We start from the raw sequence: 24556 nt of genomic DNA, 5'->3' as shown, positions 1-24556 counted from the left end.
GGCCGGCCATCGGCGCGTGACGAGTGGGCGTGACGAGTGAGTGATTTCGCTCAACGCATCCGAATCGCGCCGCGTACTCGAAGATGTGAGCATGCGGATCCTCATGGCCGGCGCGTCCGGTTTCCTCGGCACCCGACTGGTCGACTGCCTCACCGCGGACGGCCACCAGGTCACCCGCCTGGTCCGCCGCCCACCGCGCACACCCGCCGAACGGCAGTGGAACCCCTCCGCCGCGCAGCTCGACCCGCAGTGCGTCGCCGACGCCGACGCGGTGGTGAACCTGGCCGGCGCCGGGGTGGGCGACAAACGCTGGAACGACGAGTACCGGAAGCTGATCCGGACCAGCCGGGTGGACAGCACCACCACGCTCGCCATCACGATCGCCGGCCTGCCCGCCGCCGACCGGCCCGCGGTGCTGCTGAACTCCTCCGCCGTCGGCTGGTACGGCGACACCGGCGACCGGACGGTCACCGAGGAGGCGCCTGCGGGTGAGGGATTCCTCGCCGACGTCTGCCGGGTCTGGGAGGCCGCGACCCGCCCGGCCGAGGACGCGGGCGTACGGGTGGTGCGCCTGCGTACCGGACTGCCGCTGCACCGCGACGGCGGCCTGCTCAAGCCGCAGCTGCTGCCGTTCCGGCTCGGCGTCGGCGGCAAGCTGGGCAACGGGCGGCAGTGGCTGCCGTGGATCTCGATGCGGGACTGGCTCGACGCCGCGAAGTTCCTGCTGGCCCGCGACGGCATCGCCGGCGCGGTGAACGTGGTCGGCCCGGCGCCGGTCACCAACGCCGAGTTCACCAAGGAGCTGGCCCGCCAGCTGCACCGCCCGGCGATCATGCCGATCCCGGCGGTGGCACTGAAGGTGGCGCTCGGCGGTTTCGCGCAGGAGGCGCTGACCAGCGCGCGGGTGCTGCCCGCCGTGCTCGACAAGGCCGGCTTCCCGTGGGCGCACCCGGACCTGGCGGGCGCGTTGCGCGCCGCCCTCACCGAGTGAGCGGGCGAGGGCGGCGCGACGGGGCGGAGGCGGATCAGCAGCCGATCACCCAGTACGCGGGCCCGGTCTGCTTCAGCCTGCTCGTGTAGAAGGTGTTGTAGAGGCCCATCCGCTGCCCGCTGCCGAGGGCGTAGGCGTACCCGCCGGACTGGTAGGCTCGCCCGGCCACCACGTGCGCGTAGTTGCTGGCGGTGACGCAGACCGGCGCGCTGGTCGGCGAGGGCGAGGCCGTCGGGGTGGGCGACGCGGTCGCCGTCGGGGTCGGGCTCGGCGAGGCGCCGCCACCGCCGAGCCCGAAGAAGACCGCGTCCCGGTACGTCGAACAGATGGTGTCCAGGAAGTACGCCCCGGCGGTGCCGCACTGGTCCGTGCCCGCACCCGGGTCGACGGGGGTGCCGTGGCCCATCCCGGCGACCCGGTAGAGGCGGACCTGGTCGGTGCCGTAGACCTCCAGGCTCGTACCGGCCGGCAGCGTGGAGGTGCTGGTCGGTGTGGTCGGCACGCCCAGCACGTTCGTCCACTGGTCCCGTGACTCGGCGGCGTTCGCGGTCGCCACCGTGGTGTCGCTGGTGCCGTGCCAGATCGCCACCCGCGGGCGCTTCCCGGTGTACCCGGCGTACGCGCCGCGGACCAGGTCGCCCCACTGCGCCGGGGTCTTGTCCACACCCGGGTTCATGCAGCTGAACGCGGTGACGGTGCTGGTGGCGCAGCGGTACGGGATGCCGGCGATGATCGAGCCGCCGGCGAAGACGTCGGGGTAGGCGGCGAGCATGGCCGCGCTCATCGCGCCGCCCGCGGAGAGGCCGCTGACGTAGACCCGGGCGCCGTCGGTGCCATAGGTGGTCTTGGCGTAGTCGACCATCTGCTTGATCGACAGCGCCTCGCCCTGGCCGCGTGCGGTGTCACCGGTCTCGAACCAGTTGAAGCAGGAGTTGGCGTTGTTGCCGCTGGGCTGCTGCGGCGCGATGAGCGTGAACTTCCACTGGTCGGCGTACTTCTGCCAGCCGGAGTTGGTGACGTACGTCGAGGCGTTCTGCACGCAGCCGTGCAGCAGCACCACGGCGGGCGCGCCGGCGGGCAGGCCGTCCGGGCGGTACGCGTACATGGCCAGGTTGCCGGGGTTGGAGCCGAACCCGGTGACCTGGGTCAGCGAGGCGGCCTGGGCCGGAAGGGCGGCGACCAGCGCGGTGGCGGCGGCCAGCACGACCCCGGCCGCCGCCCCGGCGACGCGGGCGATGAGGGATGAGGAGCGGGGCACGGGGACCTCCCGATCGTGGAATGTGAACTGAGTCACCTCCGAGTTGCCGCGACGTTACGGCCGCGTTTCGTCACACCGGAATGGCCGCCGCTCACACATTCACGACCACCGAAGTGTGCGGCGAGTTCCGTGTCCGGGCGGTCTGCCCAGGTCCGGTTGGTAACGTCCGCTGCGTGCCCTCCTCCCCGTCCACGGCCACCGGCCCGGCGCCGACGCGCGTCCGCGACCGGCGCGCCGACCTGCTGGTCACGCTCGCCGCGCTGGCCCTGGCCCTCTGGGTGACGAGTGGCATGTGGCGGGATCCGAACAGCCGCGCGATCACGGTCAACTCCAGCGACCAGGCGCTGTTCGAGTGGCTGCTGGCGTTCGGCGGGCACGCGCTGACCCACGGGCAGAACCCGCTGTACACCACCTTGATCAACGTCCCGGACGGGGTGAACCTCGCGGTGAACACCTCGATCACCGTGTACGCGGCGGTCTTCGCGCCGCTGACGTACCTGATCGGGCCGCCCGCGACGTTCCTGGTGATCCTCACACTCAACCTGGCCGCGACGGCGGTGGCCTGGTACTGGCTGCTCAGCCGGCACCTGGTCCGCAGCCGGCTGGCCGCCGGGGTGGGCGCGCTGTTCATCGCCTTCTGCCCGGCGATGGTGTCGCACGCGAACGCGCACCTGAACTGGACCGCGGGCTGGCTGGTGCCGCTGCTGATCTGGGGCGTGTTCCGGCTGCGCCGTCCGGGCCGGGCGGTCACCGGCGGGATCGTGCTCGGCCTGCTGGTGGCGGCCGCGTTCTCGATCGCCGCCGAAGGGCTGTTCTTCACCGCGCTGGCGCTCGGCGTGTTCCTCGCGGTGTGGGCGCTGCACCCGGCCCGCCGGTCCGAGGTACGCGCCGCGCTGCCCCGGATGGCGGCCGGGCTGGGCGTGACAGCGCTCGTCGCGGGGGCGCTGCTGGCGTACCCGCTGTGGCTGCACTTCCTCGGACCGCAACGGTTCCACGGCACCGGGTTCGACCCGCTGATCCACTCCGAGGACATCGCCGCGTACGGGTCGTACCCGCGCCGGTCACTGGCCGGCTGGGCCGGATGGGGCACCTCGCTGGCGCCCAACCCGACGGAGGAGAACTCGTTCTTCGGCGTACCGCTGCTCCTGCTCGCCATCGCCTGCTTCGCGCTGCTGTGGCGGCGCGCGGACCGCGCGTTCCGGGCCACGCTGGCCGCCCTCGGCGTGACAGCAGTGGTCTTCGCGGTGCTGTCGTGGGGGCCGACGGTGAAGTGGAACGGCCGCCGCTTCGACCAGACGCTGCCGTTCGGGGTGCTGGACAACCTGCCGGTGATCAACGCGGCGTTGCCGTCCCGGCTGGCGCTCGTGGTCGCGCCGGTCATCGGCCTGCTGCTGGCGTACGCGATCGACTCATTGCGGGCCCGGCCGCCCCGGCGCCGGGTGAGCGGGCTCGCCTGGGCGCTCGGCTTCGCCGCCGCGCTGCTGCCGCTGGTGCCGATCCCGCTGCTGACAAGCGTCCGCGAACCGATCCCGGCGTTCATCACCAGCGGCGCCTGGCAGCGCTACGTCCCGCCCGACGGGGTGCTGACGCCGCTGCCGCTGACCGTCGACGTCTACCCGGACGGGCAACGCTGGCAGGCGTACGCGCTCGCCCACCGGCAGGGTGAGTTCCGGATCCCGTCCGGCTTCTTCCTCGGGCCGGGCGGGCCGGAGGGCCGGGGCCGGATCGGCCCGGTGCCGCGCACCTTCGACTCGCTGATGGACCAGGCGGGCCGGACCGGGCTGGTGCCGATCATCACCGACGGCAGCATCCGCGAGTCCCGGGCGGACCTGCGCTACTGGGGCGTCCAGGCGGTGGTGCTGCCGGACCGGGTGCACGGCGCGAAGTTCGACGTCGACGAGGAGGCGCTGCGACGCACCGCCACCGCGCTGCTCGGGCCGCCCGAGCGGGTGGAGGACGTCTGGCTGTGGCGGGTGCCGGCCTGAGCACCGCCACCGCACCGACCGCAGCCCCGGCGCGATGGCGACGAGGCTCACGGGTCCGGTTCCCGGAGGGCGGGACTAGGCTGGACGGGTGAGCGTGACGACTTCCGGGCTGACCGCCGTCCGCGCCGGCCTGCTCGACTACCAGGCCGCCTGGGACGAGCAGCGCCGGCTGCACGAGGCGGTGGTGGCCGGCGAACAGGGCGACACGGTGCTGCTGCTGGAGCACCCCAGCGTCTACACCGCCGGCAAGCGCACCGAGCCGTGGGACCGCCCGATGGACGGCACCCCGGTGGTGGACGTGGACCGCGGCGGGAAGATCACCTGGCACGGTCCGGGGCAGCTCGTCGGCTACCCGATCGTCCGGCTGCCCGACCCGGTCGACGTGGTCGCGTACGTCCGGCGCACCGAGCAGCTCCTGATCGACGTCTGCGCCGAGTTCGGGCTGTCCGCCGGCCGGGTCGAGGGGCGCAGCGGCGTGTGGGTGCCGGAGGACGACCGGGGCCCGGCCCGCAAGGTCGCCGCCATCGGCATCCGGGTGGCGCGCGGCGTCACGCTGCACGGCTTCTCCATCAACTGCGACTGCGACCTGGGCTTCTTCGACCGGATCGTGCCCTGCGGCATCCGCGACGCCGGGGTCACCTCCCTGACCGCCGAGCTGGGCCGGCCGATCACCGTCGCCGACGTGCTGCCGGTGGTCGAGCGGCACCTGCCGACGCTGACGCGGGTCTGAGCCCGGTGCGGCTCGACCTGGTCACGCTCGTCGTGGCCGAGTACGACCCCGCGATCGCGTTCTTCACCGAGGTGCTCGGGTTCGAGCTGGCCGAGGACAAGCCCTCGCTGACGAACGACGGCCGGCCCAAGCGCTGGGTGGTCGTACGCCCGCCGGGCGGCGGCACCGGCCTGCTGCTGGCCCGCGCCGACGGCGAGCACCAGGCCGGTGCGGTGGGCGGCCAGACCCACGGCCGGGTGGGTTTCTTCCTCCAGGTCGACGACTTCGAGGCGGTGTACCGCCGGATGGTCGACGCGGGCGTCGAGTTCGTCCGGCCGCCCCGCACCGAGCCGTACGGCCGGGTCGCGGTCTTCCGCGACATCGCCGGCAACCCCTGGGATCTGCTCGGCCCGGCGTGACCGCTCGGCCCGGCCTGACCGCTCGGCGGCGCGGTGGCCGACCGGTCCGGATCGCCGCCCGCCCAGGACCGCCGCCCGCCCGGGCCCTACCTCACCGTCGGTCACGGTGAGTGACACCGCCGCGTCCGCGGCAGGTGACCTCCGCCGACTTTGCTCTGCAGCCGGATTCGCAACGATCACTATCGGTCGACCGCTGCGTCCGTGGCTGCAGAGCAAAGGGCGCAGACACCCTTCCCTCCCTCCCGAGGGACGTCCGGCATAACCCCAGCTCAGCGCAATCCGCCGACGCCGAGAGTCTCTCGACCACCCCGAAACCACCCTCACCGAACGTGACCGCGAGGCCCCGAAACAGCAGGTCGAAACCGTTGGAGTACGCCGGCCGGGCCGGGTCCGGGTGGGTGTAGAACGGGCGTTTCACCATCGGATAGCCGGTGACGAAGAGGAAGTCGCTGCCGTGCTCGCGGAGCGCCCACTCCCCCAGCGCCCGCTCGTGCGCCGGCGCCAGGTCGGGTTCGGCAGGCGGCGCCCCGGCGATCGTCAGCGCGTCGATGAAGTGCACCGCCGGGATCTCGGCCGGCACCTCCGGCACCGTCACGCCGAGCGTCGCCAGCGCGCCACCGGCCCGCTCGCCGACCGTCGCCACCATCCCGGCCAGGGTCTCCCGCAGCACCGCCATCACGTCCCGGTGGTCGGCCACGAAGCCCAGCTCCACGTCGAGCGACGTGTACTGGGCCAGGTGGCGCACCGTGTCGTGCGGCTCGGCGCGGAACACCGGCCCCACCTCGTACACCCGCTCGAAGACGCCGACCATGAGCTGCTTGTAGAACTGCGGCGACTGGGCCAGGTAGGCGGGCCGCCCGAACCAGTCCAGCGCGAACACGTTCGCCCCGCTCTCGGTGGACGAGGCGACCACCTTCGGCGTGTGCACCTCGACGAAGCCCCGCCCGTCGAGCGTGGCCCGGAAGCCGGACACGGCCGCCGCCGAGATCCGCAGCGCGGCGGAGCGGACCGGGTGCCGCAGCGCGACCGGCGCGTGGTCGAGCTGGGTGGGCAGGGCGGCGGCGAGCACCGGCCGGTACAGGTCGAACGGGGGCGGGACGGCAGGTGGCCCGAGCGGACGTACCGTCGGCTCGACGACCTCGACCCCGGCGGGCGCGGTGGCCTTCGCGACCACGGTGCCGACCACCTCGACGACCGTCTCCTCGGTGAGCGCCTCGACCTGCTCCCGCACGGCGGGCGCGGCGACCACCACCTGGGCGAGCCCGGCGGCGTCGCGGACGATCAGGAAGGCCACCGACTTGAGCAGCCGGCGGCGGTGGACCCAGCCGGCGAGCCGCACGGTGGCGCCCACATGGGCGGGGAGTTCTGTGGACAGGATGCGTTGCACGACGACTACCTCCTTGACCAATCGCAACGCGATCCCCAGGGAGGTGTGGGCGAGCGGGAACCTCGCGGTGCCACCACACCTTCGCCCCCGCCTGGGCGGGAGCCTCGTTCGTCGCCTTTTCACCGGGGCCGGCCGGGCGGGCTCTACTGGGCGCGAAACGCCGTTCTTCCCGCAGCTCGGGAGGGTCTTCGCGGACCGGCGCCAGACCACCTCGCAGCAACCGGCGGCTCTCTCGACTGGCGGATCGGCCCGTTACTCGGCTCCGTCACAGCTCTGCCCGGCACGCTAGCACCGCACGCACCGCGCTGTGACCGGGTTTTTTCGCCACTGGTGTCCGGTGTCACAGCCATTCCGGCGTGACGGCCGTCGCCCTCGTTCATCGACCGGCACCGACCGGCGTACGCTCGGTTTTGTGACGATCGAGCAATCCGCGCCGACGACTGAGCAGCCAGCGCGCACCGCGACTGTCGCCCCGGAGGGGCGGCGGATGCTGCGGATCGAGGCGCGCAACGCCGAGACGCCGATCGAGCGCAAGCCGCCGTGGATCAAGGTCAAGGCCAAGATGGGCCCGGAGTACACCCAGTTGCGCGGGCTCGTCTCGCGCGAAGGGCTGCACACCGTGTGCCAGGAGGCCGGCTGCCCCAACATCTACGAGTGCTGGGAGGACCGGGAGGCCACCTTCCTCATCGGTGGTGACCAGTGCACCCGGCGCTGCGACTTCTGCCAGATCGACACCGGCAAGCCGGCCGAGTTCGACGCCGACGAGCCGCGGCGCGTCGCCGAGTCGGTCGCCGCGATGGGCCTGCGCTACGCGACCATCACCGGTGTCGCCCGCGACGACCTGCCCGACGGCGGGGCCTGGCTGTACGCCGAGACGGTCCGGCAGATCCACGCGCTGCAGTCCGGCTGCGGTGTCGAGCTGCTGATCCCCGACTTCAACGCCGTCCCCGAGCAGCTCGCCGAGGTCTTCGGCTCGCGGCCCGAGGTGCTGGCGCACAACGTGGAGACGGTGCCGCGCATCTTCAAGCGGATCCGCCCGGCGTTCCGCTACGAGCGTTCGCTGGACGTGATCCGCCAGGCGCGGGCCGACGGCCTGGTCACCAAGAGCAACCTGATCCTCGGCATGGGCGAGGAGCGCGCCGAGGTGTCCCAGGCGCTGCGTGACCTGCACGAGGCGGGCTGCGAGCTGATCACCATCACGCAGTACCTGCGCCCCTCCCCCCGGCACCACCCGGTGACCCGCTGGGTCAAGCCGGAGGAGTTCGTCGAGCTGCGCGAGGAGGCCGAGGAGATCGGCTTCGCGGGCGTGATGAGCGGCCCGCTGGTCCGCTCGTCGTACCGCGCGGGCCGTCTCTACCAGCAGGCGCTCGACGCCCGCCGGGAGGTCACCGTCGCCGGCTGAGGCCGGCCGGCCACCGCGTCACCCGCCACCGGCCGCCGGCCGGATGCCATGATCACAGGCATGACCGCCGGGGTACGCGAGGAGCCACGCGAAGCCGCGCGCCCTCGTACGCCCCGGCGGTTGCCGTTGCCGACGCTGCTCGCCCTGCTCGTCGGGTTCGCCGGTGTCGGCTACCGGCTGGCGCTGCTGTTCGCCGACGTACCGCCCACCAACAGCGACGAGGCGACGATGGGGCTGGCTGCCCTGCACATCGCCCGCGGTGACGGCTTCCCGGTGTGGTTCTACGGCCAGGCGTACATGGGCACGCTGGAGGCGTACCTGGCCGCGCCGCTGGTCGCGCTGGCCGGACCGTCGGTGCTCGTGCTGCGGGTGCCCACGCTGGCGCTGTACGCGTTGTTCCTGCTGCTGTCCTGGCGGCTCACCCGGCGTCTCGGCGGCGACCGCTGGTACGCCCTGCTGGTGGTCGCCGTGCTGGCGCTCGGCGCGGACCGGGTGGTGAAGAACCAGCTCATCGCCGGCGGCGGCTATCCGGAGCTGAACCCGGCCGGTGCCGCGCTGGCCCTGCTCACGGTCGGGCTCTGCGTGACCGGGCCGGGTGCGCGGCTGCCCCGCTGGGCGGCCTGGGGGCTGGTCTCCGGGGTGCTGCTCTGGGTGGACCCGCTGATCCTGCCGTACGTGCTGATGCTCGGCGCGCTGCTCGTGGCCCGCCGGTGGCGGGAACTGGCCGGCCGGGCCGGGGTGGTGCTGACCGGCGCGTTGCTGCTGGGCGCGGCGCCGATGCTCGTGGACAGCCTTCGGCACGGCCGCAACCCGGTGGCCGCGGTGCTGGCCGCGGGTGGCACGGGCGCACCAGCCGACTGGGCGGACCGGCTGCACGGCGGGCTGGTGCTCGGGCCGCCGCTGGCGATGGGCTTCTGCTCCCCCGGCCGGTGTGCCACCTGGCAGCTCTGGTGGGCGGTAGCGTTCCCGGTGCTGCTGGTGCTCGCCGCGCTCACCGCGTGGCACACGCTTCGCCGCGCCCCCGGCGGTCCGCGCTCGGCAGAGCGGGTGTCGGCTGGGGTGCGGCTCGCGCTGCTCGGCGGCGCTGCGGGTGTCCTCGCCGCGTACGCGGTGAGCAACGCGGCCGGGCAGACGCCGATCGAGAGCAGCCGCTACCTGTCGTGCCTGGCGGTCGCCGTACCGGCCCTGTTCTGGCCACTGTGGCAGGCCGCCCGCCCGCTGGCCGCCCGCCGCCTGACGGGTCAGCGCCAGCTCCCCGAGGTGGCGGCATCAGACCGGCCCGCCGAACGCCAGTTCGCCGAGGTGGCGGTATCGGAGGAGGGCGGATACCGCCATCTCCCCGAAGTGGAGTCGATCAAGGCGACCGGCGGGCGGGCGGCCGGGAGGAGGGCCCGGATGGCGGGGGTCGGGGCACTGGCGGTGCTCGCGGGGGTGCTCGGCACCGGAGTGGCGGCCACTGTGGACGTGGTCCGGGCGGCGCCGGCCGTGCACGCCGAGGCCGACCGGCACCGGTCTCTCGTGGACACGCTCGGCGCGCTCGACGTGCGGAACGTCCGCGGCGGCTACTGGACGTGCAACCGGCTCACCTACGCGACGGGCGAGAACGTGGTCTGCGCCGTGGTCGACGACGACCTGACCCCCGGTTTCGACCGGCTGCCCGGGTACCGGCGGGAGGTGGCCGCCGATCCGGACGCGGCGTGGGTGGCGCCGGCCGGCTCGCCGCTGGCCGCGCGGCTGGACGAACGCGTCGGCGCCGAATCGGGCGCGCTCGACGTCGTCACGGTGGCCGGCTGGCGGATCTACCTGCCGCGCCGCTGACCCGGACCCGGCGCGGTTACCGGCCGGCGCGGCGCGGACCGGCGCGCTACCGGACGCGGCGCTGGGCCGGAGCGGGTGACGGCCGGTCGAGCAGGCCGAGGCGGTGCGCCAGCGCGGCGGCCTCGACCCGGTTGGTCACGTCGAGCTTGGCGATGATCCGGGACACGTGCACGCTCGCCGTCTTCGGCGAGATGAACAGGCGCTCGGCGATCCGGCTGTTGCTGTGCCCCTCGGCGACCAGCCGCAGCACCTCCTGCTCCCGGCTGGTCAGCAGGTCCGGCCCGGGTCGCCCGGTGCCACGCAGTCCGACCCGGCGGGCGAGCGTCGCCGCCTGCTCGCCCAGCGGAGTGGCGCCCAGCCGGGCGGCCAGCTCGGCCGTCTCCCGTACCGCGGCGGCCACCTCGTCGCGCTCGCCCGCCGCCGCGGCCGCCTCGGCCAGCCCCAGCAGCGCCCGGCCCAGCGGGTACGGCTGCCCGGCCGCCCGCCATGCCGCCACGGCCGCCCGCCACGCGGCGAGCGCGTCGGCGGGACCGGTGGGCGCCGTGCCGCCGAGGATCGCGGTGACGTGGGCGGCGTGGGCGTGCTCGGCCGGGTACCGGGCCGGCAGCGCGGCGGCCACCGCCGACACGTCGGCGGCGAGCGTCGCGTCCCCGGTCAGCGCGGCGGTACGCGCCAGCGCGTTCAGCACCGGCCAGCCCTCGCGGGGCAGGTCGGCCAGGTGCGCGTCGGCCAGTGCGGCGCGCGCCGCGCGTACCGCCTCGGGCTTGTCGCCGGCGGCGAGCGCCGCCTCCACGCGCAGCTCGTGCAGCGGCAGCCGGTGGTTCGGCCAGAGGTACGGGCGGCCGAGGAACGCCAGCGCCCGCCCGACGACCTCGTCCGCGCCCGGATGGGCGCGGGCGAGGTGGAGCCCGGCGCGCAGTTGCAGCCAGTGCAGCCCGGACACGCCGGGCGGGTCGATCCGGGCCGCCTCGGCGCAGGTGGCGTCCGCCTCGCCCCAGCGGCCCAGCGCGATCAGTGCCTCGGCCCGGTTCGACAGCAGGTACGCCCCGATCGAGCGGCTGATGCCGACCCGGCGCGCCTCGCTCACCCCGGCCGCGGCCGCCTGTTCGGACTCGTCGTAGTGGCCCAGCTCGTAGAGCACGTCGGAGAGGAAGACCAGGGCGCTGACCAGGGCCCACGAGTCGTCTGCCGCCCGGGCTCGCGCCTCCACCCGGCGCAGCTCGGCCAGCCCCAGCTCCGGCGTGCCGTCGATGCGGTGCAGCAGGGCGATCCGGGTCGGTAGCAGCACCAGGTCGGTGCCGACCTCGGACGCGCCGGCCGCGGCCTCGGTGGCGACCGAGGCGGCCTCCCGAGGGTCGACCTTCATCAGGTGCGACGCGATGTCGGCGAGCACACCGAGCCGTTCCGGGCCGTGCGGCGCGCCCGCCGCCAGCCGGTACGCCTCGCGCAGCTCGGTCGCGCCGTCGCTCTTGCCGAGCAGCGCGAACAGCCGGCCCCGGTGGTCGAGCAGGCGCGCGGCGCGCAGCGGTTCGGCGTCGGAGTCGACCTCGGCCAGCGCGGCCCGGGTGAGCGTGAGCGCCCGGCTGAGGTCTCCGGCGGTCACCGCCGCGGTGAGCGTGTCCTCCAGCACCCGCAGGTGGTCCATGCCGAGCCGGTCGGCGGCGTCGGGCACCTGCTCCCAGAGTTCGAGGACGCGCTCCAGCAGCCGGCTCTGCTCGGCGTACGCGTACCGTTCGGCCGCCGCCTCGGCGGCGACCCGGGCGGCGGTGAGCGCGCGCGGGTGGTCGTGGGCCGCGTACCAGTGGTGGGCGATCTCGGCCGGCGCGCGACCGGCGGCGACCAGGTGCGGCTGGGCCTCGATCGCGGCGGCGTAGCGGGCGTGCAGCCGCGCGTGCTCGCCGGGCAGCAGGTCGTCGTGCACGGCCTCGCGGACCAGCGCGTGCCGGAACTCGTAGTCGCCGTCCGGGTCGGCCACCACGAGCTGCCCGGCGACGGCGGCGCGCAGCGCGTCCTCCAGTTCGGCCTCGGGCAGGCCGGCCACCTCGGCGAGGAGCTGGTGGGCGAAGCGGGTGCCGCCGGCGGCGGCGATCCGCAGCACCCGCTGGGCCGGCTCGGGCAGCCGGTCGACGCGGGCCAGCAGCAGGTCGCGCAGCGTCTCCGGGATGGCCGCGCAGCCGACCGGGCCACCGGCGGCGGCCAGTTCCTCGATGAAGAACGGGTTGCCCTGGGTGCGTTCGTGCACCTCGTCGACGGTCCGGGCGATCTGGTCGATGCCGAGCAGGTCGGCCAGTACGGCGGCGGTGCCGTCGCGGTCGAGGCGGCCCAGCTCGATCCGGTCCACGCCGCGGACGCGGTCCAGCTCGGCGAGGAACGGCCGCAGCGGGTGCCCGCGGTGCAGTTCGTCGGTGCGGTACGTGCAGACGACCAGCAGACGGGTGGCGCGGGCGGCCCGTACCAGGAAGCCGATCAGATCCCGGGTGGACCGGTCGGCCCAGTGCAGGTCCTCGATCACCAGCACCAGCGGGCGTTCCTCGGCGATCCGCCGGAACAGGTCGGCGACCAGGTCGAACAGGTAGCCGCGCGGGGTGTCGGCGAGGGCCGGCCCGGCGGGCGCGGCGACGCCGGCGGGCATCCGGGCCAGCTCGGGCAGCAGCCGGGCGAACTCCGCCTCGTAGCCGGCGAAGGCGGCCGGCCCGTCGTGGCGCAGCACGTCGCGCAGCGCGGCGGCGAACGGGGCGAACGGCAGGCCGGCCTCGCCCAGCTCCAGGCACTGGCCGACGAGCAGGCGTGCGCCGGCGGCGTCCACCTGCGTGCCGAACTCCTCCAGCAGCCGGGTCTTGCCGACGCCCGCCTCGCCGCCGACGAGCACCGTCGCGGGCTCGCCGGTCCGGGACCGGGCCAGCGCGTCGCCGAGCGCGGCCAGCTCGGGCCGGCGGCCGACGAGGACGGTGCTGGCGGCGCGTACGGTCACGCCGTCGAGCATGCCACGGCCCTCCGACGCCCCGACCGGGCCGATCGGCCCGCGCGAAGCCGCCGGTCCGGCCACCCCCGTGGCGGCCGGACCGGCGGTCTCTCCACGCCCCACGACATCGGCCGCGCCCACGAACCCGGCGACGGCCGCCGGTGCGGTCACCGGCGGGCGTCGGCGGGGCGGGCGTTGTGCTGGCGGCGGCTGAGCCAGCCGCGCGGGTGCCGGCGTGGCAGCGACCGGGCGAGCCGGTCCTGGGCCGCGTCGGCCTGCAGCTCGGCGGCGTGGCTGCGGTGGATGCTGAGGATGAGGTCTGCGTCGTTGCCGAACATCTCGGATCTCCCTGTCGTGCGGTGTGTCCCTGTCGAGATCGACTCTCCGCGCGAAGGTGCCCCCGGGGCATGGGTACGCCGCCTGATCTTCTCCCCGTCCGGCCTCCTTACCGGCGGGCCGATTCGGGACGGCGCGGCGGTAAGGTACTCAGCCCTCGGCGCAGGGGGCGGCCACGGATCAACGGGGTGCGCGCCGACCACTAGACTCTGCGGTATGGCAAAGCCCCAGGAGAAGGTCTCGTTCGGCCAGCGGCTGAAGCAGATCGGGATGGTGTTCCGGTTCACCGCCAAGCAGGACAAGTGGTTCGCGCCGCTGACCGCGGCGGCGGTGCTGATCCCGCTCGCGCTCACCGTGGTCGCGGTGATCGCCTGGGGCTGGATCTGGTTGCCGATCGGCATCCTGCTCGCCCTGCTGGCCGTGCTGATCGTGCTCAACCTGCGCTCGAACAAGGCGATGATGAACGCCGCCGAGGGGCAGCCGGGCGCGGCGGCGCAGATCATGGAGAGCATGCGCGGCGACTGGCGGGTCACCCCGGCGGTCAGCTCCACCACCCAGATGGACATGGTGCACCTGGTGGTGGGCCGGCAGGGCGTGATCCTGCTGGCCGAGGGCAACCCGCAGCGCGTGCGCGGCCTGCTCGGCCAGGAGAAGCGCCGCCTGGCGAAGGTGATCGGCACCGCTCCGCTGCACGACTACGTGATCGGGCAGGGCGAGGGTGAGCTGCCGGTCCGCAAGCTGCGGATGACGCTGATGCGGCTGCCGCGTGCCCTGTCCCCGAAGGACGTCAACGCGCTCGACAAGCGGCTCAAGGCGCTCACCGCGCGGCCGCAGATGCCCAAGGGCGCGATCCCGAAGAACATGCGGCCGGCGCGTGGCGCGTTCCGGCAGACCCGGGGTCGCTGACGTCCGGCGTACGCGAGAAAGGAGCCGGTCCCGCGCGGGGCCGGCTCCTTCGTCGTGCGGGTCAGCGGCGCGGGGCGTCGGTGACGACCGACCCGGCGAGCCGGTCGTGCAGGCCGCGCCGGTGCTCGTCCATCAGCAGCGCCGGCACCACGAGGGCCAGCAGGAAGCCGCGCAGCAGTCCGCGGAGCAGCCCGATCCGGCCGCCGTCGGCCCAGGACACGCAGCGCAGCCGGGTGAGGAACATGCCGGGGGTCTGGGCGAACAGGCCGATGAAGAAGCCGTACTCCAGGATCAGCACCAGGACCGGCGGCCAGCCGTCGCGGACCGGGTCGGAGAAGGCCCGGGCGACCATCAGGCACAGCACCCAGTCGATGATCAGGGCGCCGAAGCGGCGACCGAGGCTGGGCGGGGTGAACGCGGGGTCGGTGGCGGGCGGCACTGGTGTGGCGGCGGTATCGGTCACAGCGGCCAGGGTAGCGCCGCCGCGACCCCTGACGAAAAATACGACATTCGGCTCAGAGGGTGCCGGGATGACGCTCCGCAAGCGACGTAACACGGCGGAAACAGACGAGACACGGCCGGGCAACCCCCCGGCCATAGCGTCGCCAGTAGCCAGCTAACGGAGTGGACCTGCCAGGAGGACGTGTGTTCGCCAATTCCGAGGAACTCCTGCGATACCTCGCCAACGAGGACGTGAAGTTCGTCGACGTACGTTTCTGTGACCTGCCCGGCGTGATGCAGCACTTCAACCTGCCGGTCGAGTCGTTCGACGACAGCGTCTTCACCGACGGCCTCGCCTTCGACGGATCCTCGATCCGCGGCTTCCAGGCCATCCACGAGTCCGACATGCTCCTGCTGCCGGACGTCGCCACCGCCTTCATCGACCCGTTCCGGGCCCAGAAGACGCTCGCGCTCAACTTCTTCATCCACGACCCGTTCACCCGCGAGGCATACTCCCGCGACCCGCGCAACGTCGCGAAGAAGGCCGAGGCGTACCTCGCCGCGAGCGGGATCGCCGACACCGCGTACTTCGGCGCGGAGGCGGAGTTCTACATCTTCGACTCGATCCGCCACGAGACCTCGGCGCACCAGTCGTTCTACTACATCGACTCGATCGAGGGCGCCTGGAACAGCGGCCGGATCGAGGAGGGCGGCAACCGCGGCTACAAGACCGCCTACAAGGGCGGCTACTTCCCCGTGCCCCCGGTGGACCACTACGCCGACCTGCGCGACAGCATGGTCCGCCGGATGGTGGACGCCGGTTTCACCGTGGAGCGGTCGCACCACGAGGTGGGCACCGGTGGGCAGTCCGAGATCAACTACAGGTTCTCGACGCTGCTGCACTCGGCCGACGAGCTTCAGCTGTTCAAGTACCTGATCAAGAACGAGGCGTGGGCGCACGGCAAGACCGCGACGTTCATGCCGAAGCCGCTGTTCGGTGACAACGGTTCCGGCATGCACACCCACCAGAGCCTCTGGCGCGGCGGCGAGCCGCTGTTCTACGACGAGACCGGCTACGCCGGGCTGTCCGACACCGCCCGCTGGTACATCGGTGGCCTGCTCCACCACGCGCCCTCGCTGCTCGCCTTCACCAACCCGACCATCAACTCGTACCGTCGTCTGGTGCCGGGCTTCGAGGCGCCGGTGAACCTAGTCTACTCGCAGCGCAACCGCTCCGCCTGCACCCGCATCCCGGTGACCGGCAGCAACCCGAAGGCCAAGCGCGTCGAGTTCCGGGTGCCGGACCCGTCGAGCAACCCGTACCTGGCGTTCTCCGCCATGCTCATGGCCGGTCTCGACGGCATCAAGAACAAGATCGAGCCGCCGGCGCCGATCGACAAGGACCTGTACGACCTGCCGCCGGAGGAGTGGGGCGACGTCAAGCAGGTTCCCGGCTCGCTGCCCGAGGCGCTGGCGGCGCTGGAGACCGACCACGACTACCTGCTCGACGGCGGCGTCTTCACCGACGACCTGATCTCCACCTGGATCGACTGGAAGAACGCCAACGAGGTCGACCCGGTCCGGCTGCGGCCCACTCCGCACGAGTTCGCGCTCTACTTCGACTGCTGAGCCCGATCACGGCGCTGACCTGGATCAACAGAAGCACTGCACGACCTCACGGACGGCGGTCATGCTCGGCTCACAGCCGGCATGGCCGCCGCTCCGATGCGCTGACGGTCGTTGTCCGGTCAGTCGAAGTCGTTGCCGGTGAGGATCCAGGCGATGCCCTGTGCCGGGTCTTCCATCGCCAGGTGCAGGTACCAGATCTCGTCGTCCGGCTCCTGCCACGCGACGCAGTGCAGGCGTTCGACAAGCGCGCTGACGCTGTCCGGACCTGCGGAAGGGGTCACGTCAGCCATGGCGGCGAGTGCCTTCCAGAGAGCTGTCCGTCCGAGCGCCTGTCCGGTCCGGCGCGCGTAAGGCCCTTCACCGGTGGCCAGGTGCACCAGGCTGGGGTAGACATCGGCGAAGCGAACCTGTGATCCCTCGCGGCCCCGCAGGCCCTGCCACCGCCGGCCCCTGGGCATCCTGGCCTGGTCGGTGGCCACCATCGAGGCCGCCTCCCATGCGGTGCCGTGGAACGCGTACGCCTGCGTAGCCGGTGACAGGCCGTCGAGGAGTGCCACCGCGGCGTGCGGTGCCGGCCGTACGGTGGTCACGGGTAGCGGCTTCGGGTCGGCCAACCGGCTCGGACAGGCCCAGATGGTGCATCCCGAGCTGCCGGACCGGTCGTACTCGGGGATGTCCAAGGTGCTGTACCAGTTGGCGGCTTCCCACGGCAGAAGGCACAGCGGGGCATCGAGCAGCTGTGGATCGAGGTCGGCGTCCGCCCGGAGATCCTCGCCGTGCAGCACGCGAGTGTGGGCTGTCAGATGCCGCGTGCGTGGGTCGGCCAGATGTGGGGTCAGTTCTCGCCACGTGTGGTTTTGGGCTACCACCTCCCACAGGGGCCCCGGGGAGCCCTCGTCGTCGTCGGGAAACAGTTCGGCTGCGGCGGCGGCGATCCCGGCCGGCGCCTCCAACGCCACCACGTGGGCCGTCTCCCGCCGCTCGTCGACCGGCCCCGCCTCGACTGAGGCAGCGAATCTCAGCAGGTCGTGCCAGCGTCCAGCGTCGGCAAACAGGTCGAGGTCGCCGTATGAGACACCAGGTGAGGTCACCCCGTCATTCTGCCGCTCTGCGTGCCGCCACCCGCGGGGGCGGTGGTCGGCGGAAACGGCCTCGGGCCGGCCCTCGCCCTCGTACCGTCGGGACATGACTCCGCCTCACGTCGACCCGCCGACCGTTCCGTGCCGGTGGAGCCGTCGGTGAGGCCGCGGCCCACCACCACCGCCACCACCCCGCAGATCCCCACCGTCCTGACCCTCGGGGTGGAAGAGGAGTTCCTGCTGCTGGATCCGGCCACCGGCGAGAGCATGCCGGTCGCCGACCGGGTACGCGGCGCGCTCTCCGGCACCGCACGCGAGCAGAGCCGGCAGGAGTTCCGGCACAGCATGGTCGAGATGGTGACGCCGGTGAGCCCCGATCTCGGAGAGCTGCGGGAGCACCTGGTCACGCTGCGCCGGGCGGCCGCGCGGGCGGCCGACGCGGCCGGGGCGCGGCTGGTCGCCGTCGGCGCCACCCCGGTCTGCGAGGCCCACCGCACGGTGCCCGACGAGCAGCGCTACCACGACATGTCCCGCCGGTTCGGCCCGGTGGCCCACGACCCGGCGGTCTGCGGCTGCCACGTCCACGTCGGCGTGCCGGACCGGGAACTGGCCGTGCAGGTCTGCAACCACCTGCGTCAGTGGCTGCCGGTGGTGCAGGCGCTCACCGCGAACTCGCCGCTGCACGACGGGCGGGACACCGGCCACGCGAGCTGGCGCTCGATGCAGCTGGAACGGTGGCCGAGCATCGGACCGACGCCGCACTTCGACTCCGCCGCCGACTACGACGCCACCGTGGCGGACCTGATCACCGCCGGGATCATGCTCGACGCCGCGATGGTCTACTGGTACGCCCGCCCGTCCGCGTCGTACCCGACGGTGGAGGTCCGGGTCGGCGACGTGTGCCCCACCGTGGACGACACCGTGCTGGTCGCCGGACTGGTCCGGGCGCTCGTGGCCACCCTGATCGACGACGTCCGCGCTGGCGTACCCGCACCCCGCATCCGGGACTGCCTGGTCGCCGCCGCGCACTGGCGAGCAGCCCACGACGGCGTCGACGGCATGCTCGTCGACCTGCGCACCGGACGGCCCCGGCCCGCCTGGAACCTCGTCGACGACCTGGTCGGCACCGTCACGCCCGCGCTGACCCGCCACGGCGACCTGGACCTGGTCCGGCGCGAGCTGGACCGGGTGCGCCGGGACGGCACCGGCGCCACCCGGCAACGACGGATCATGGCCGGGACCGGCGGGGACGTCCGCGCCGTGCTCGAGCACCTGGCCGCGCAGACCGTCTCGACGTGAGTCGATGACCTCCCCGGGCCGGACCGGCGACCGGTCAGCGCAACCCGGCGAACAGGTCGTCCTCGGGGGTGGCGGCGCCGGTGGTGTCGCGCACCCGCACGAACGTCTCCATGCCCATCAGCTCGGTGAACCGCTCCTGCCCCAGGCGCAGGAAGAAGATGTTCTCCGCCTGGCTGGCGTGCGCGGCGAGCGAGGCGAACTTCTGCCCGCCGTAGCCGCTGGTGTCGACCCAGGTGGTGATCTCGTCGTCGGGCAGGCCCAGCGCCGGCATCTCGTCGGTCGCCTCCGGCTCGGGGAACTCCACCCCGATCTCCCGCATGATCGTGCCGAACTGCTGGAACGCGCTGCGCGGCACGGTGGTCCAGTAGACCTTGGCCGGGATGCCGGTCTGCTCGACGGCGGCCATCGTGATGCGGTGGGCCTGGATGTGGTCCGGGTGGCCGTAGAAGCCGTTCTCGTCGTAGGTGACCACCACGTCGGGGCGGTAGCGCCGGATCAGCTCGACCAGCCGGTCGGCCGCCTCGGCTACCGGCGTGTTCCAGAACGCGCCGGGCGCGTCGTTCGTCGCCCAGCCCATCATCCCGGAGTCGCCGTAGTCGAGCGTCTCCAGGTGGGTGACCTTCAGCGCCTCACAGCTCGCGGCCAGCTCGGCGCGGCGCATCTCGACCACGGCCTTCGGGTCGTGCCCGGGGTCGCCCGGCTTGATCCCGCCGGGACCGTCGCCGCACCCCCCGTCGGTGCACGTCACGAGCACTGTGGTGACGCCCTCGGCCGCGTAGCGCGCAAGGACGCCGCCGGTGCTCGTCGCCTCGTCGTCGGGGTGCGCGTGCACCGCCATCAGGGTCAGGGATCGATCGGTCACCCCGTCACCATACGAGCATCGGCCGACGAACTAGCATTGCCCGGTCCGCAGACGGCGACGGAAGCGAGGCGCGATGGGTTGGCTCCAGCGGTTGCTCGGTGGCGGACGGGTCGAACTGGACCCCGCACGTCAGCAGGAGCTGCTGCGGGACGTGCGGCGGTCCTACGGGGCGCACGCCCGCCTCCGGTTCCCGGAGCAGGCCGACGCGATCACCCGGCTGCTGTCCGATGACGACGGTCTCGTGGTGGCCGCCGGGATCGTCTGCGAGGCCGCCGACCAGGCGCACGCCGACCTGCTGAGCCAGGCGCAGGAGGTGTTCCGGCGTACCGGGCGGCGGCTGCTGGTGCACCGCCGCAACTACCGGCCCCTGTGGAAGGAGGCCGGGCCCGCGCTGCGCTGGCCGCTCGGCGCTCTACCCAGCGGGTTGCACCCGTACGCGCAGGTCAGCGCCGCCGTGGCGGTGGTCGGCGGGCGGGCCGACCGGCTGGACCGGGTGACCGACCCGCAGCCGTTCGTGACACGCCTGTTCGAGGTGCTCGACCTGACCACCGCCGGCTGGGAGTTCGGCCGGGTGCGTGTGGACACCGACAGCGCGACGCTTGTGGAGCGGCTGATGGGCACCGGCGCGCGGGTGCTCGCGACGATGGACGACCCGCCCCGGCTGCCGCCGGCCGTGCGGGAGATGATGCGCCGCAACCACCGCATCGCCGTGTACGACCCGGCCGGTCCCCGGGTGGTCGGCGAGCTGAACCTGGGTGCGCGGCTGCGCGAGACGCTGCTGGCCTGACCGGCGGCGCGCCCCGCCCCGGCCGGGTGGCCGCAGCGGGGTGCGCCGGTGCTCAGGTGGTCGTGCAGGTGAGGTTCGCCGGCGGGTTGTTGGTGCCGCCCGACGAGCCGATGAAGCCGAACGTGGTGGAGCCGCCGGCCGGCAGCGAGCCGTTGTAGTCGACGTTGCGCACCGTCACGTTCGCGCCGTTCTGGGTGTGCGTGCCGCTCCAGATCTGGGTGATCACCTGACCGTTGGGGAACGTCCAGGACACCGTCCAGCCGCGAATCGCGGTGGCGCCGGCGGTCACCGTGACCTCGGCCTGGAAGCCGCCCGACCAGGAGCCGGTGATCGCGTACGTGGCACGCGCGCCGGACGGCGCCGGGGAACTGGTGGTGGGCGCCGGGCTCGGCGTCGTACCCGACGTGGGTGTGACGGTCGGGGTCGGCGACGGCGTCACGCCGGGCCGGGCCGCGCGGTAGGTGTGCCCGGCGCGGACGGTGAGCGCGACGACGTCGGACTCCGGCCGGGTGGTGGCGGGTGTGCTGCCGTCGGTGACGTCGGTGACTGTGAAGCTCCCGGTGAACAGCCGGGACCGCAGTCGCAGCGTGCCGTCGCGGTCGGCGCGGACGGTGATCACGTCGGCCTGGCCGTTGCTCCAGGTCAGCGCCACCGTGTAGCCGCCCCGGCCGCGCAGGCCCGCGACCTGCCCGGCGGGCCAGGCGCTGGGAAGCGCGGGCAGCAGGTGCAGCTCGCCGGTGTGGCTGTGCAGCAGCATCTCGGCGATTCCGGAGGTGGCGCCGAAGTTGCCGTCGATCTGGAACGGCGGGTGCAGGTCGAACATGTTCGGCGCGAGCCGGTCGGTGCGCACCAGGTCGCGCAGCAGCTTGTGGGCGCGGGCGCCGTCCTCCAGCCGGGCCCAGAAATTGATCTTCCAGGCGAGGGACCAGCCGGTCCCGTCGTCGCCGCGCAGCTCCAGCGTCCTGCGGGCGGCCTCGTACAGCGCCGGGGTGCCGCGCCTGGTGATCTGGTTGCTGGGATGCAGCCCGTACAGGTGGGAGACGTGCCTGTGGGTGCGCTCGGTCTCCACCCAGTCGGCGAGCCACTCCTGCACGTTGCCCCGGGAGCCGACGCGGCTCGGCGGCAGCCGGTCCTTGGCCGTGCGCACCTGGGACCGGAAGGTGGTGTCGACGCCGAGCACGTCGCTGGCCCGGGCCGCCGCGTCGAACAGGTCGCGCAGGATCTGGTTGTCCATCGTCGGGCCGGCGCAGACGCTGGCGTTGGCGTGGTGCGCCAGCTCCGGCGAGTTCGACGGGTTCGTCACCAGGTAGCCGAGCGTCGGGTGGGCGACCAGGGTGTCGAGGAAGAACTGGGCGGCGCCCTTGAGCGCCGGGTAGTTGGCCTGGAGGAAGCCGCTGTCGCCGGTGAACAGGTAGTGGTCCCAGATGAGCGTGCTCAGCCACGCCCCGCCGGTCTGCCACATGCCCCAGAACGCGCCGTCCACCACCGACGCGCCCCGCCAGGCGTCGGTGTTGTGGTGGGTGACCCAGCCGCCGGCGCCGTACTGCGCCTGGGCGACCCGCGCGCCGGTCACGGTGAGATCCCTGACCATGTCGAAGAGCGGCAGGAGACACTCGGACAGATTCGTGGTGTCGGCCGGCCAGTAGTTCATCGGCAGGTTCGCGTTGATCGTGTACTTCGAGTCCCAGGACGGTGTCAGCGAGTCGTTCCAGATGCCCTGGAGGTTCGCCGGCTGGGTGCCCGGCCGCGACGAGGAGATCAGCAGGTACCGCCCGAACTGGAACAGCAGCGCGGCGAACTGCGGGTCGTTGGTGCTCGCGTGCTGCGCGATCCGTACGTCGGTGGGCTGGTCGGCGGCGGCGGTACGGCCCAGGTCGATCGTGACCCGGTCGAACAGCGCCTGGTAGTCGGCGCGGTGGCGGGTACGGAGCTGGTCGACGGCCACGCTCTTGGCGGCGTTCAGCCGGTTGCGGGCGATGCCCTGGTAGTCGCCGTTGACGGTGCGGTAGTCGACGTAGCTGGACCCGATCGAGACCAGGACCGTCACGCTGGTGGCGCCTGATACCCGCAGCGTGCCGCCGGAGCTGCTGACCGTGCCGCCGGTGACGGCGGCGTGGGCCAGCGCGAGGAACCGCACCGAGCCGGTCACCCCCTCCATCGAGCCGGAGATGCCGTCGAGGGCGACGGTCGCGCCGTCCGGGCTGGACACAGTGGTCCGCTGCGGGCTGTCGAACGCGGCGGAGAACGTGATCGCGTTCGCCCGGTCGGCGGTCAGCCGGAGCACGATCACCTGGTCGGGTGCGCTGGCGAACACCTCCCGCTGGTGCCGTACGCCGTTCAGCACGTACGTGGTGGTGACGGTGGCGGTGGTGAGGTCGAGCGTCCGGTTGTACTGCGTCGCCCCGCTCGCCGAACCGAAGGCGAGCCGGAGGTCGCCGACGGTCTGGTAGGCGAGCTGACCACCAGGGCTGCCCATCATGGTCTGGTTGATCAGATCCTGGGCCGAGGTCCACTGGTCGGCGAAGACACGACGCCGGATCTCGGCCAGGTTGGCCGCGCCCCTGGTGTTCGCCGAGTCGTACGGGCCGCCGGCCCAGACGGTGTCCTCGTTGAGCTGGAGCCGTTCGGTGTCGACGTTGCCGAACACCATCGCGCCGAGCCGCCCGTTGCCGATCGGCAGGGCGCGCAGCCAGTCGGTGCCGGCCGGTTCGTCGTACCAGAGTGCCAGGTCGTTCGCGGCCAGCACCTGTGGTGGCGCCGCCGACCCGGCGCGTGCGGCGGCGCTCCAGGCAGCCGGCACCAGCGCGGCACCGGCCCCGGCCGCGCCGGCCTTGAGGATGTTCCTTCGGGTCACGTCGGACATGCTCTTCTCCTCGCAGGGCGGGTCGGGTGGTGGTGCGGCCGGTGCGCGGGCGGGTCGGCGTCGGCCCGCCCGCGACCGGGTGGGGTGGGTTACCTCGCGCAGGCGACGCCGTTGAGGGTGAACGCCGCCGGTGCGGCCGTGTTGCCGGTGTGGCTCGCCTGGAAGCCGAGGCTGACCGAGGCGCCGGGCGCGATGGTGGAGTTGTAGGAGACGTTGCGGGCGGTCACCTGACCGGAGCCGGGCGAGTAGGTGGCGTTCCAGCCGGAGGTGATGGTCTGCCCGCCCGGCAGGGTGAAGACCAGCGACCAGCCGTTGATCGCGCTGCTGCCGGTGTTGGTGACGGTGAGGTCTTCGGTCAGGCCGGTGTTCCAGGCGTTCACCGTCGCGGTGACCTTGCAGCCGACGCCGGACGGCGGCGGGGTGGTCGGGCCGGGGGTGGTCGGCGCGGGTGTGGTGGGCGGCGGCGTCGTGCTCTGGAACTGGGTGAAGAACTGCCATGTCTCCCCCGGCAGCCAGGTACGCGAGCCGCTGTCACCCGGCGCGCCGTCCTGCGGGGCGGCGATGTGTCCCTCGTCGAACGCCGCCCACACCACGGGGTACCCCGCCCGGCAGCCCGTGTACGTGGTGGTGCGGTGGCTCAGGCTGCCCTGGCTCGGCTCGGGCGGGTTCTGCGTGGCGCAGCCGTTGTTGCGGACGAACCGGTCGCGCATCGTCCGCCCGCCGGCGATCCCGAGGACGCCGTCGCGGATGCCGTGCGCGGCGAAGTACGCGATCGGCTGGGTGCCGCCGCTGCATCCGCTGAGCTGGCCGCCGGCGTAGACGGCCACCGCCCGGAAGACGGTGGGCCGGGCGCAGGCGACCGCGTAGCTCATGGCGCCGCCGTAGCTGAACCCGAGCGCGAAGCGCTGGCTGGTATCCACGCACAGGCCGGCGTCGACACGGCGCAGGATGTCGTCGACGAAGGTGATGTCCTCGCCGCCGGCGTTGGCCCAGCCGTTGTTGATCCCCTGCGGCGCGACGAAGATGGTGCTGTTGTTCGCCAGCCGCTGCAACCCGTAGTACGACCACACGTCGCGCTGGACGGTCTGGCCGGTGGCGACGTCGGTAGCGGTGCCGCCGCGCCAGTGGAAGCCGACGACCAGCCGGTACTGGCGGTTGACGTCGTAGCCGTCGGGCACCCGCAGGATGAACGTGCGGTTCTTGCCGCTGCTGGTGATGGTGTGCGTTCCGCTGGCCAGCGTCGGGGCCTTCCCGCAGCCGGCCGTCGCGGCCGCCGCGCCCATGTCCGCGGCCCGGGCACTGCCGCCCAGCGCGCCGCCGACCATGGCGGCGCCCATGCCCAGGGCCAGCAGGATCGCCGCGGCGACCGATCCGACTCTCGTTCTGCGCTTCGACATCAGGGTTCTCCTCCGGGGGATGGTGG

Annotated in this window: 19 protein-coding genes; 10 read left to right on the top strand and 9 right to left on the bottom strand. The window is 73.2% G+C overall.

What is annotated here, in order from left to right; all coding sequences use genetic code 11:
• Positions 1 to 91: 91 nt before the first annotated feature.
• Entirely contained in the window at positions 92 to 991 is a 900-nt protein-coding gene (locus NMK34_RS13880; RefSeq protein ID WP_318333730.1) for a TIGR01777 family oxidoreductase, read from the top strand.
• A 34-nt stretch (positions 992 to 1025) separates the two neighbouring features.
• Here NMK34_RS13880 and NMK34_RS13875 read toward each other — a convergent pair whose 3' ends face one another.
• A complete protein-coding gene (locus NMK34_RS13875) occupies positions 1026 to 2249 on the bottom strand; it encodes a PHB depolymerase family esterase (protein ID WP_318333729.1) in 1224 nt (407 codons plus the stop codon).
• Between the two features lie 173 nt (positions 2250 to 2422).
• On the opposite strand from NMK34_RS13875, the gene NMK34_RS13870 reads away from it, so the two are divergent.
• From NMK34_RS13870 to NMK34_RS13860, 3 genes are all read left to right on the top strand, one after another.
• Positions 2423 to 4234, top strand: a complete 1812-nt coding sequence (locus tag NMK34_RS13870; protein ID WP_318333728.1) for a DUF2079 domain-containing protein — start codon at positions 2423 to 2425, stop codon at positions 4232 to 4234.
• 88 nt (positions 4235 to 4322) lie between these two features.
• Positions 4323 to 4964 carry a lipoyl(octanoyl) transferase LipB gene (gene lipB, locus NMK34_RS13865; protein WP_318333727.1) on the top strand — a complete coding sequence of 214 codons (642 nt, stop codon included), beginning with the start codon at positions 4323 to 4325 and terminating at the stop codon, positions 4962 to 4964.
• 5 nt (positions 4965 to 4969) lie between these two features.
• Positions 4970 to 5362 carry a VOC family protein gene (locus NMK34_RS13860; RefSeq protein WP_318333726.1) on the top strand — a complete coding sequence of 131 codons (393 nt, stop codon included), beginning with the start codon at positions 4970 to 4972 and terminating at the stop codon, positions 5360 to 5362.
• 91 nt (positions 5363 to 5453) lie between these two features.
• Here NMK34_RS13860 and aspS read toward each other — a convergent pair whose 3' ends face one another.
• Positions 5454 to 6749: an aspartate--tRNA(Asn) ligase gene (gene aspS, locus NMK34_RS13855; RefSeq protein WP_318333725.1), complete on the bottom strand. Its 1296-nt coding sequence runs from the start codon at positions 6747 to 6749 to the stop codon at positions 5454 to 5456.
• Between the two features lie 412 nt (positions 6750 to 7161).
• Here aspS and lipA point away from each other — a divergent pair, with 412 nt between their 5' ends.
• Both lipA and NMK34_RS13845 read left to right on the top strand, forming a co-directional pair.
• Entirely contained in the window at positions 7162 to 8151 is a 990-nt protein-coding gene (gene lipA, locus NMK34_RS13850; RefSeq protein ID WP_013287743.1) for a lipoyl synthase, read from the top strand.
• 60 nt (positions 8152 to 8211) lie between these two features.
• The gene (locus NMK34_RS13845) at positions 8212 to 9969 is read left to right on the top strand and encodes a DUF423 domain-containing protein (RefSeq protein ID WP_318333724.1); all 1758 of its coding nucleotides are present in this window, start codon (positions 8212 to 8214) and stop codon (positions 9967 to 9969) included.
• Positions 9970 to 10015: 46 nt separating this feature from the next.
• Here NMK34_RS13845 and NMK34_RS13840 read toward each other — a convergent pair whose 3' ends face one another.
• Entirely contained in the window at positions 10016 to 12940 is a 2925-nt protein-coding gene (locus NMK34_RS13840) for an ATP-binding protein (RefSeq protein ID WP_318333723.1), read from the bottom strand.
• Positions 12941 to 13098: 158 nt separating this feature from the next.
• On the bottom strand, positions 13099 to 13269 hold the full coding sequence (locus NMK34_RS13835) for a hypothetical protein (RefSeq protein WP_013287746.1): 171 nt from the start codon (positions 13267 to 13269) through the stop codon (positions 13099 to 13101).
• A gap of 214 nt (positions 13270 to 13483) precedes the next feature.
• Between NMK34_RS13835 and NMK34_RS13830 the strand changes: the two genes are divergently transcribed.
• Positions 13484 to 14173 (top strand): DUF4191 domain-containing protein, encoded by a 690-nt coding sequence (locus NMK34_RS13830; RefSeq protein ID WP_013287747.1) that lies wholly within the window; start codon positions 13484 to 13486, stop codon positions 14171 to 14173.
• A gap of 61 nt (positions 14174 to 14234) precedes the next feature.
• Here the strand turns inward: NMK34_RS13830 and NMK34_RS13825 are convergent, their stop codons facing one another.
• Complete coding sequence (locus NMK34_RS13825) at positions 14235 to 14645, bottom strand: RDD family protein (protein WP_396882393.1); 411 nt, start codon at positions 14643 to 14645, stop codon at positions 14235 to 14237.
• Between the two features lie 173 nt (positions 14646 to 14818).
• On the opposite strand from NMK34_RS13825, the gene glnA reads away from it, so the two are divergent.
• On the top strand, positions 14819 to 16243 hold the full coding sequence (glnA, locus tag NMK34_RS13820; protein ID WP_318333722.1) for a type I glutamate--ammonia ligase: 1425 nt from the start codon (positions 14819 to 14821) through the stop codon (positions 16241 to 16243).
• A 119-nt stretch (positions 16244 to 16362) separates the two neighbouring features.
• Here the strand turns inward: glnA and NMK34_RS13815 are convergent, their stop codons facing one another.
• The gene (locus NMK34_RS13815; RefSeq protein WP_318333721.1) at positions 16363 to 17334 is read right to left on the bottom strand and encodes a hypothetical protein; all 972 of its coding nucleotides are present in this window, start codon (positions 17332 to 17334) and stop codon (positions 16363 to 16365) included.
• Between the two features lie 147 nt (positions 17335 to 17481).
• On the opposite strand from NMK34_RS13815, the gene NMK34_RS13810 reads away from it, so the two are divergent.
• Positions 17482 to 18621, top strand: a complete 1140-nt coding sequence (locus NMK34_RS13810) for a glutamate--cysteine ligase (protein WP_318333720.1) — start codon at positions 17482 to 17484, stop codon at positions 18619 to 18621.
• 34 nt (positions 18622 to 18655) lie between these two features.
• On the opposite strand, the gene NMK34_RS13805 is transcribed toward NMK34_RS13810, so the two are convergent.
• On the bottom strand, positions 18656 to 19483 hold the full coding sequence (locus NMK34_RS13805) for a PIG-L family deacetylase (protein WP_318333719.1): 828 nt from the start codon (positions 19481 to 19483) through the stop codon (positions 18656 to 18658).
• A gap of 73 nt (positions 19484 to 19556) precedes the next feature.
• On the opposite strand from NMK34_RS13805, the gene NMK34_RS13800 reads away from it, so the two are divergent.
• On the top strand, positions 19557 to 20270 hold the full coding sequence (locus NMK34_RS13800) for a hypothetical protein (protein ID WP_318333718.1): 714 nt from the start codon (positions 19557 to 19559) through the stop codon (positions 20268 to 20270).
• 52 nt (positions 20271 to 20322) lie between these two features.
• Here NMK34_RS13800 and NMK34_RS13795 read toward each other — a convergent pair whose 3' ends face one another.
• Entirely contained in the window at positions 20323 to 23133 is a 2811-nt protein-coding gene (locus NMK34_RS13795; protein WP_318333717.1) for a glycosyl hydrolase family 95 catalytic domain-containing protein, read from the bottom strand.
• Between the two features lie 89 nt (positions 23134 to 23222).
• On the bottom strand, positions 23223 to 24530 hold the full coding sequence (locus NMK34_RS13790; RefSeq protein WP_318333716.1) for a cellulose binding domain-containing protein: 1308 nt from the start codon (positions 24528 to 24530) through the stop codon (positions 23223 to 23225).
• Between the last annotated feature and the right edge of the window lie 26 nt (positions 24531 to 24556).

Origin of the sequence: Micromonospora sp. BRA006-A (genome assembly GCF_033433935.1) — a bacterium.
GTDB lineage: Bacteria > Actinomycetota > Actinomycetes > Mycobacteriales > Micromonosporaceae > Micromonospora > Micromonospora aurantiaca.
Note: the sequence above shows the minus strand (reverse complement) of the source record. Positions and strands in the feature narration are given on the sequence as shown.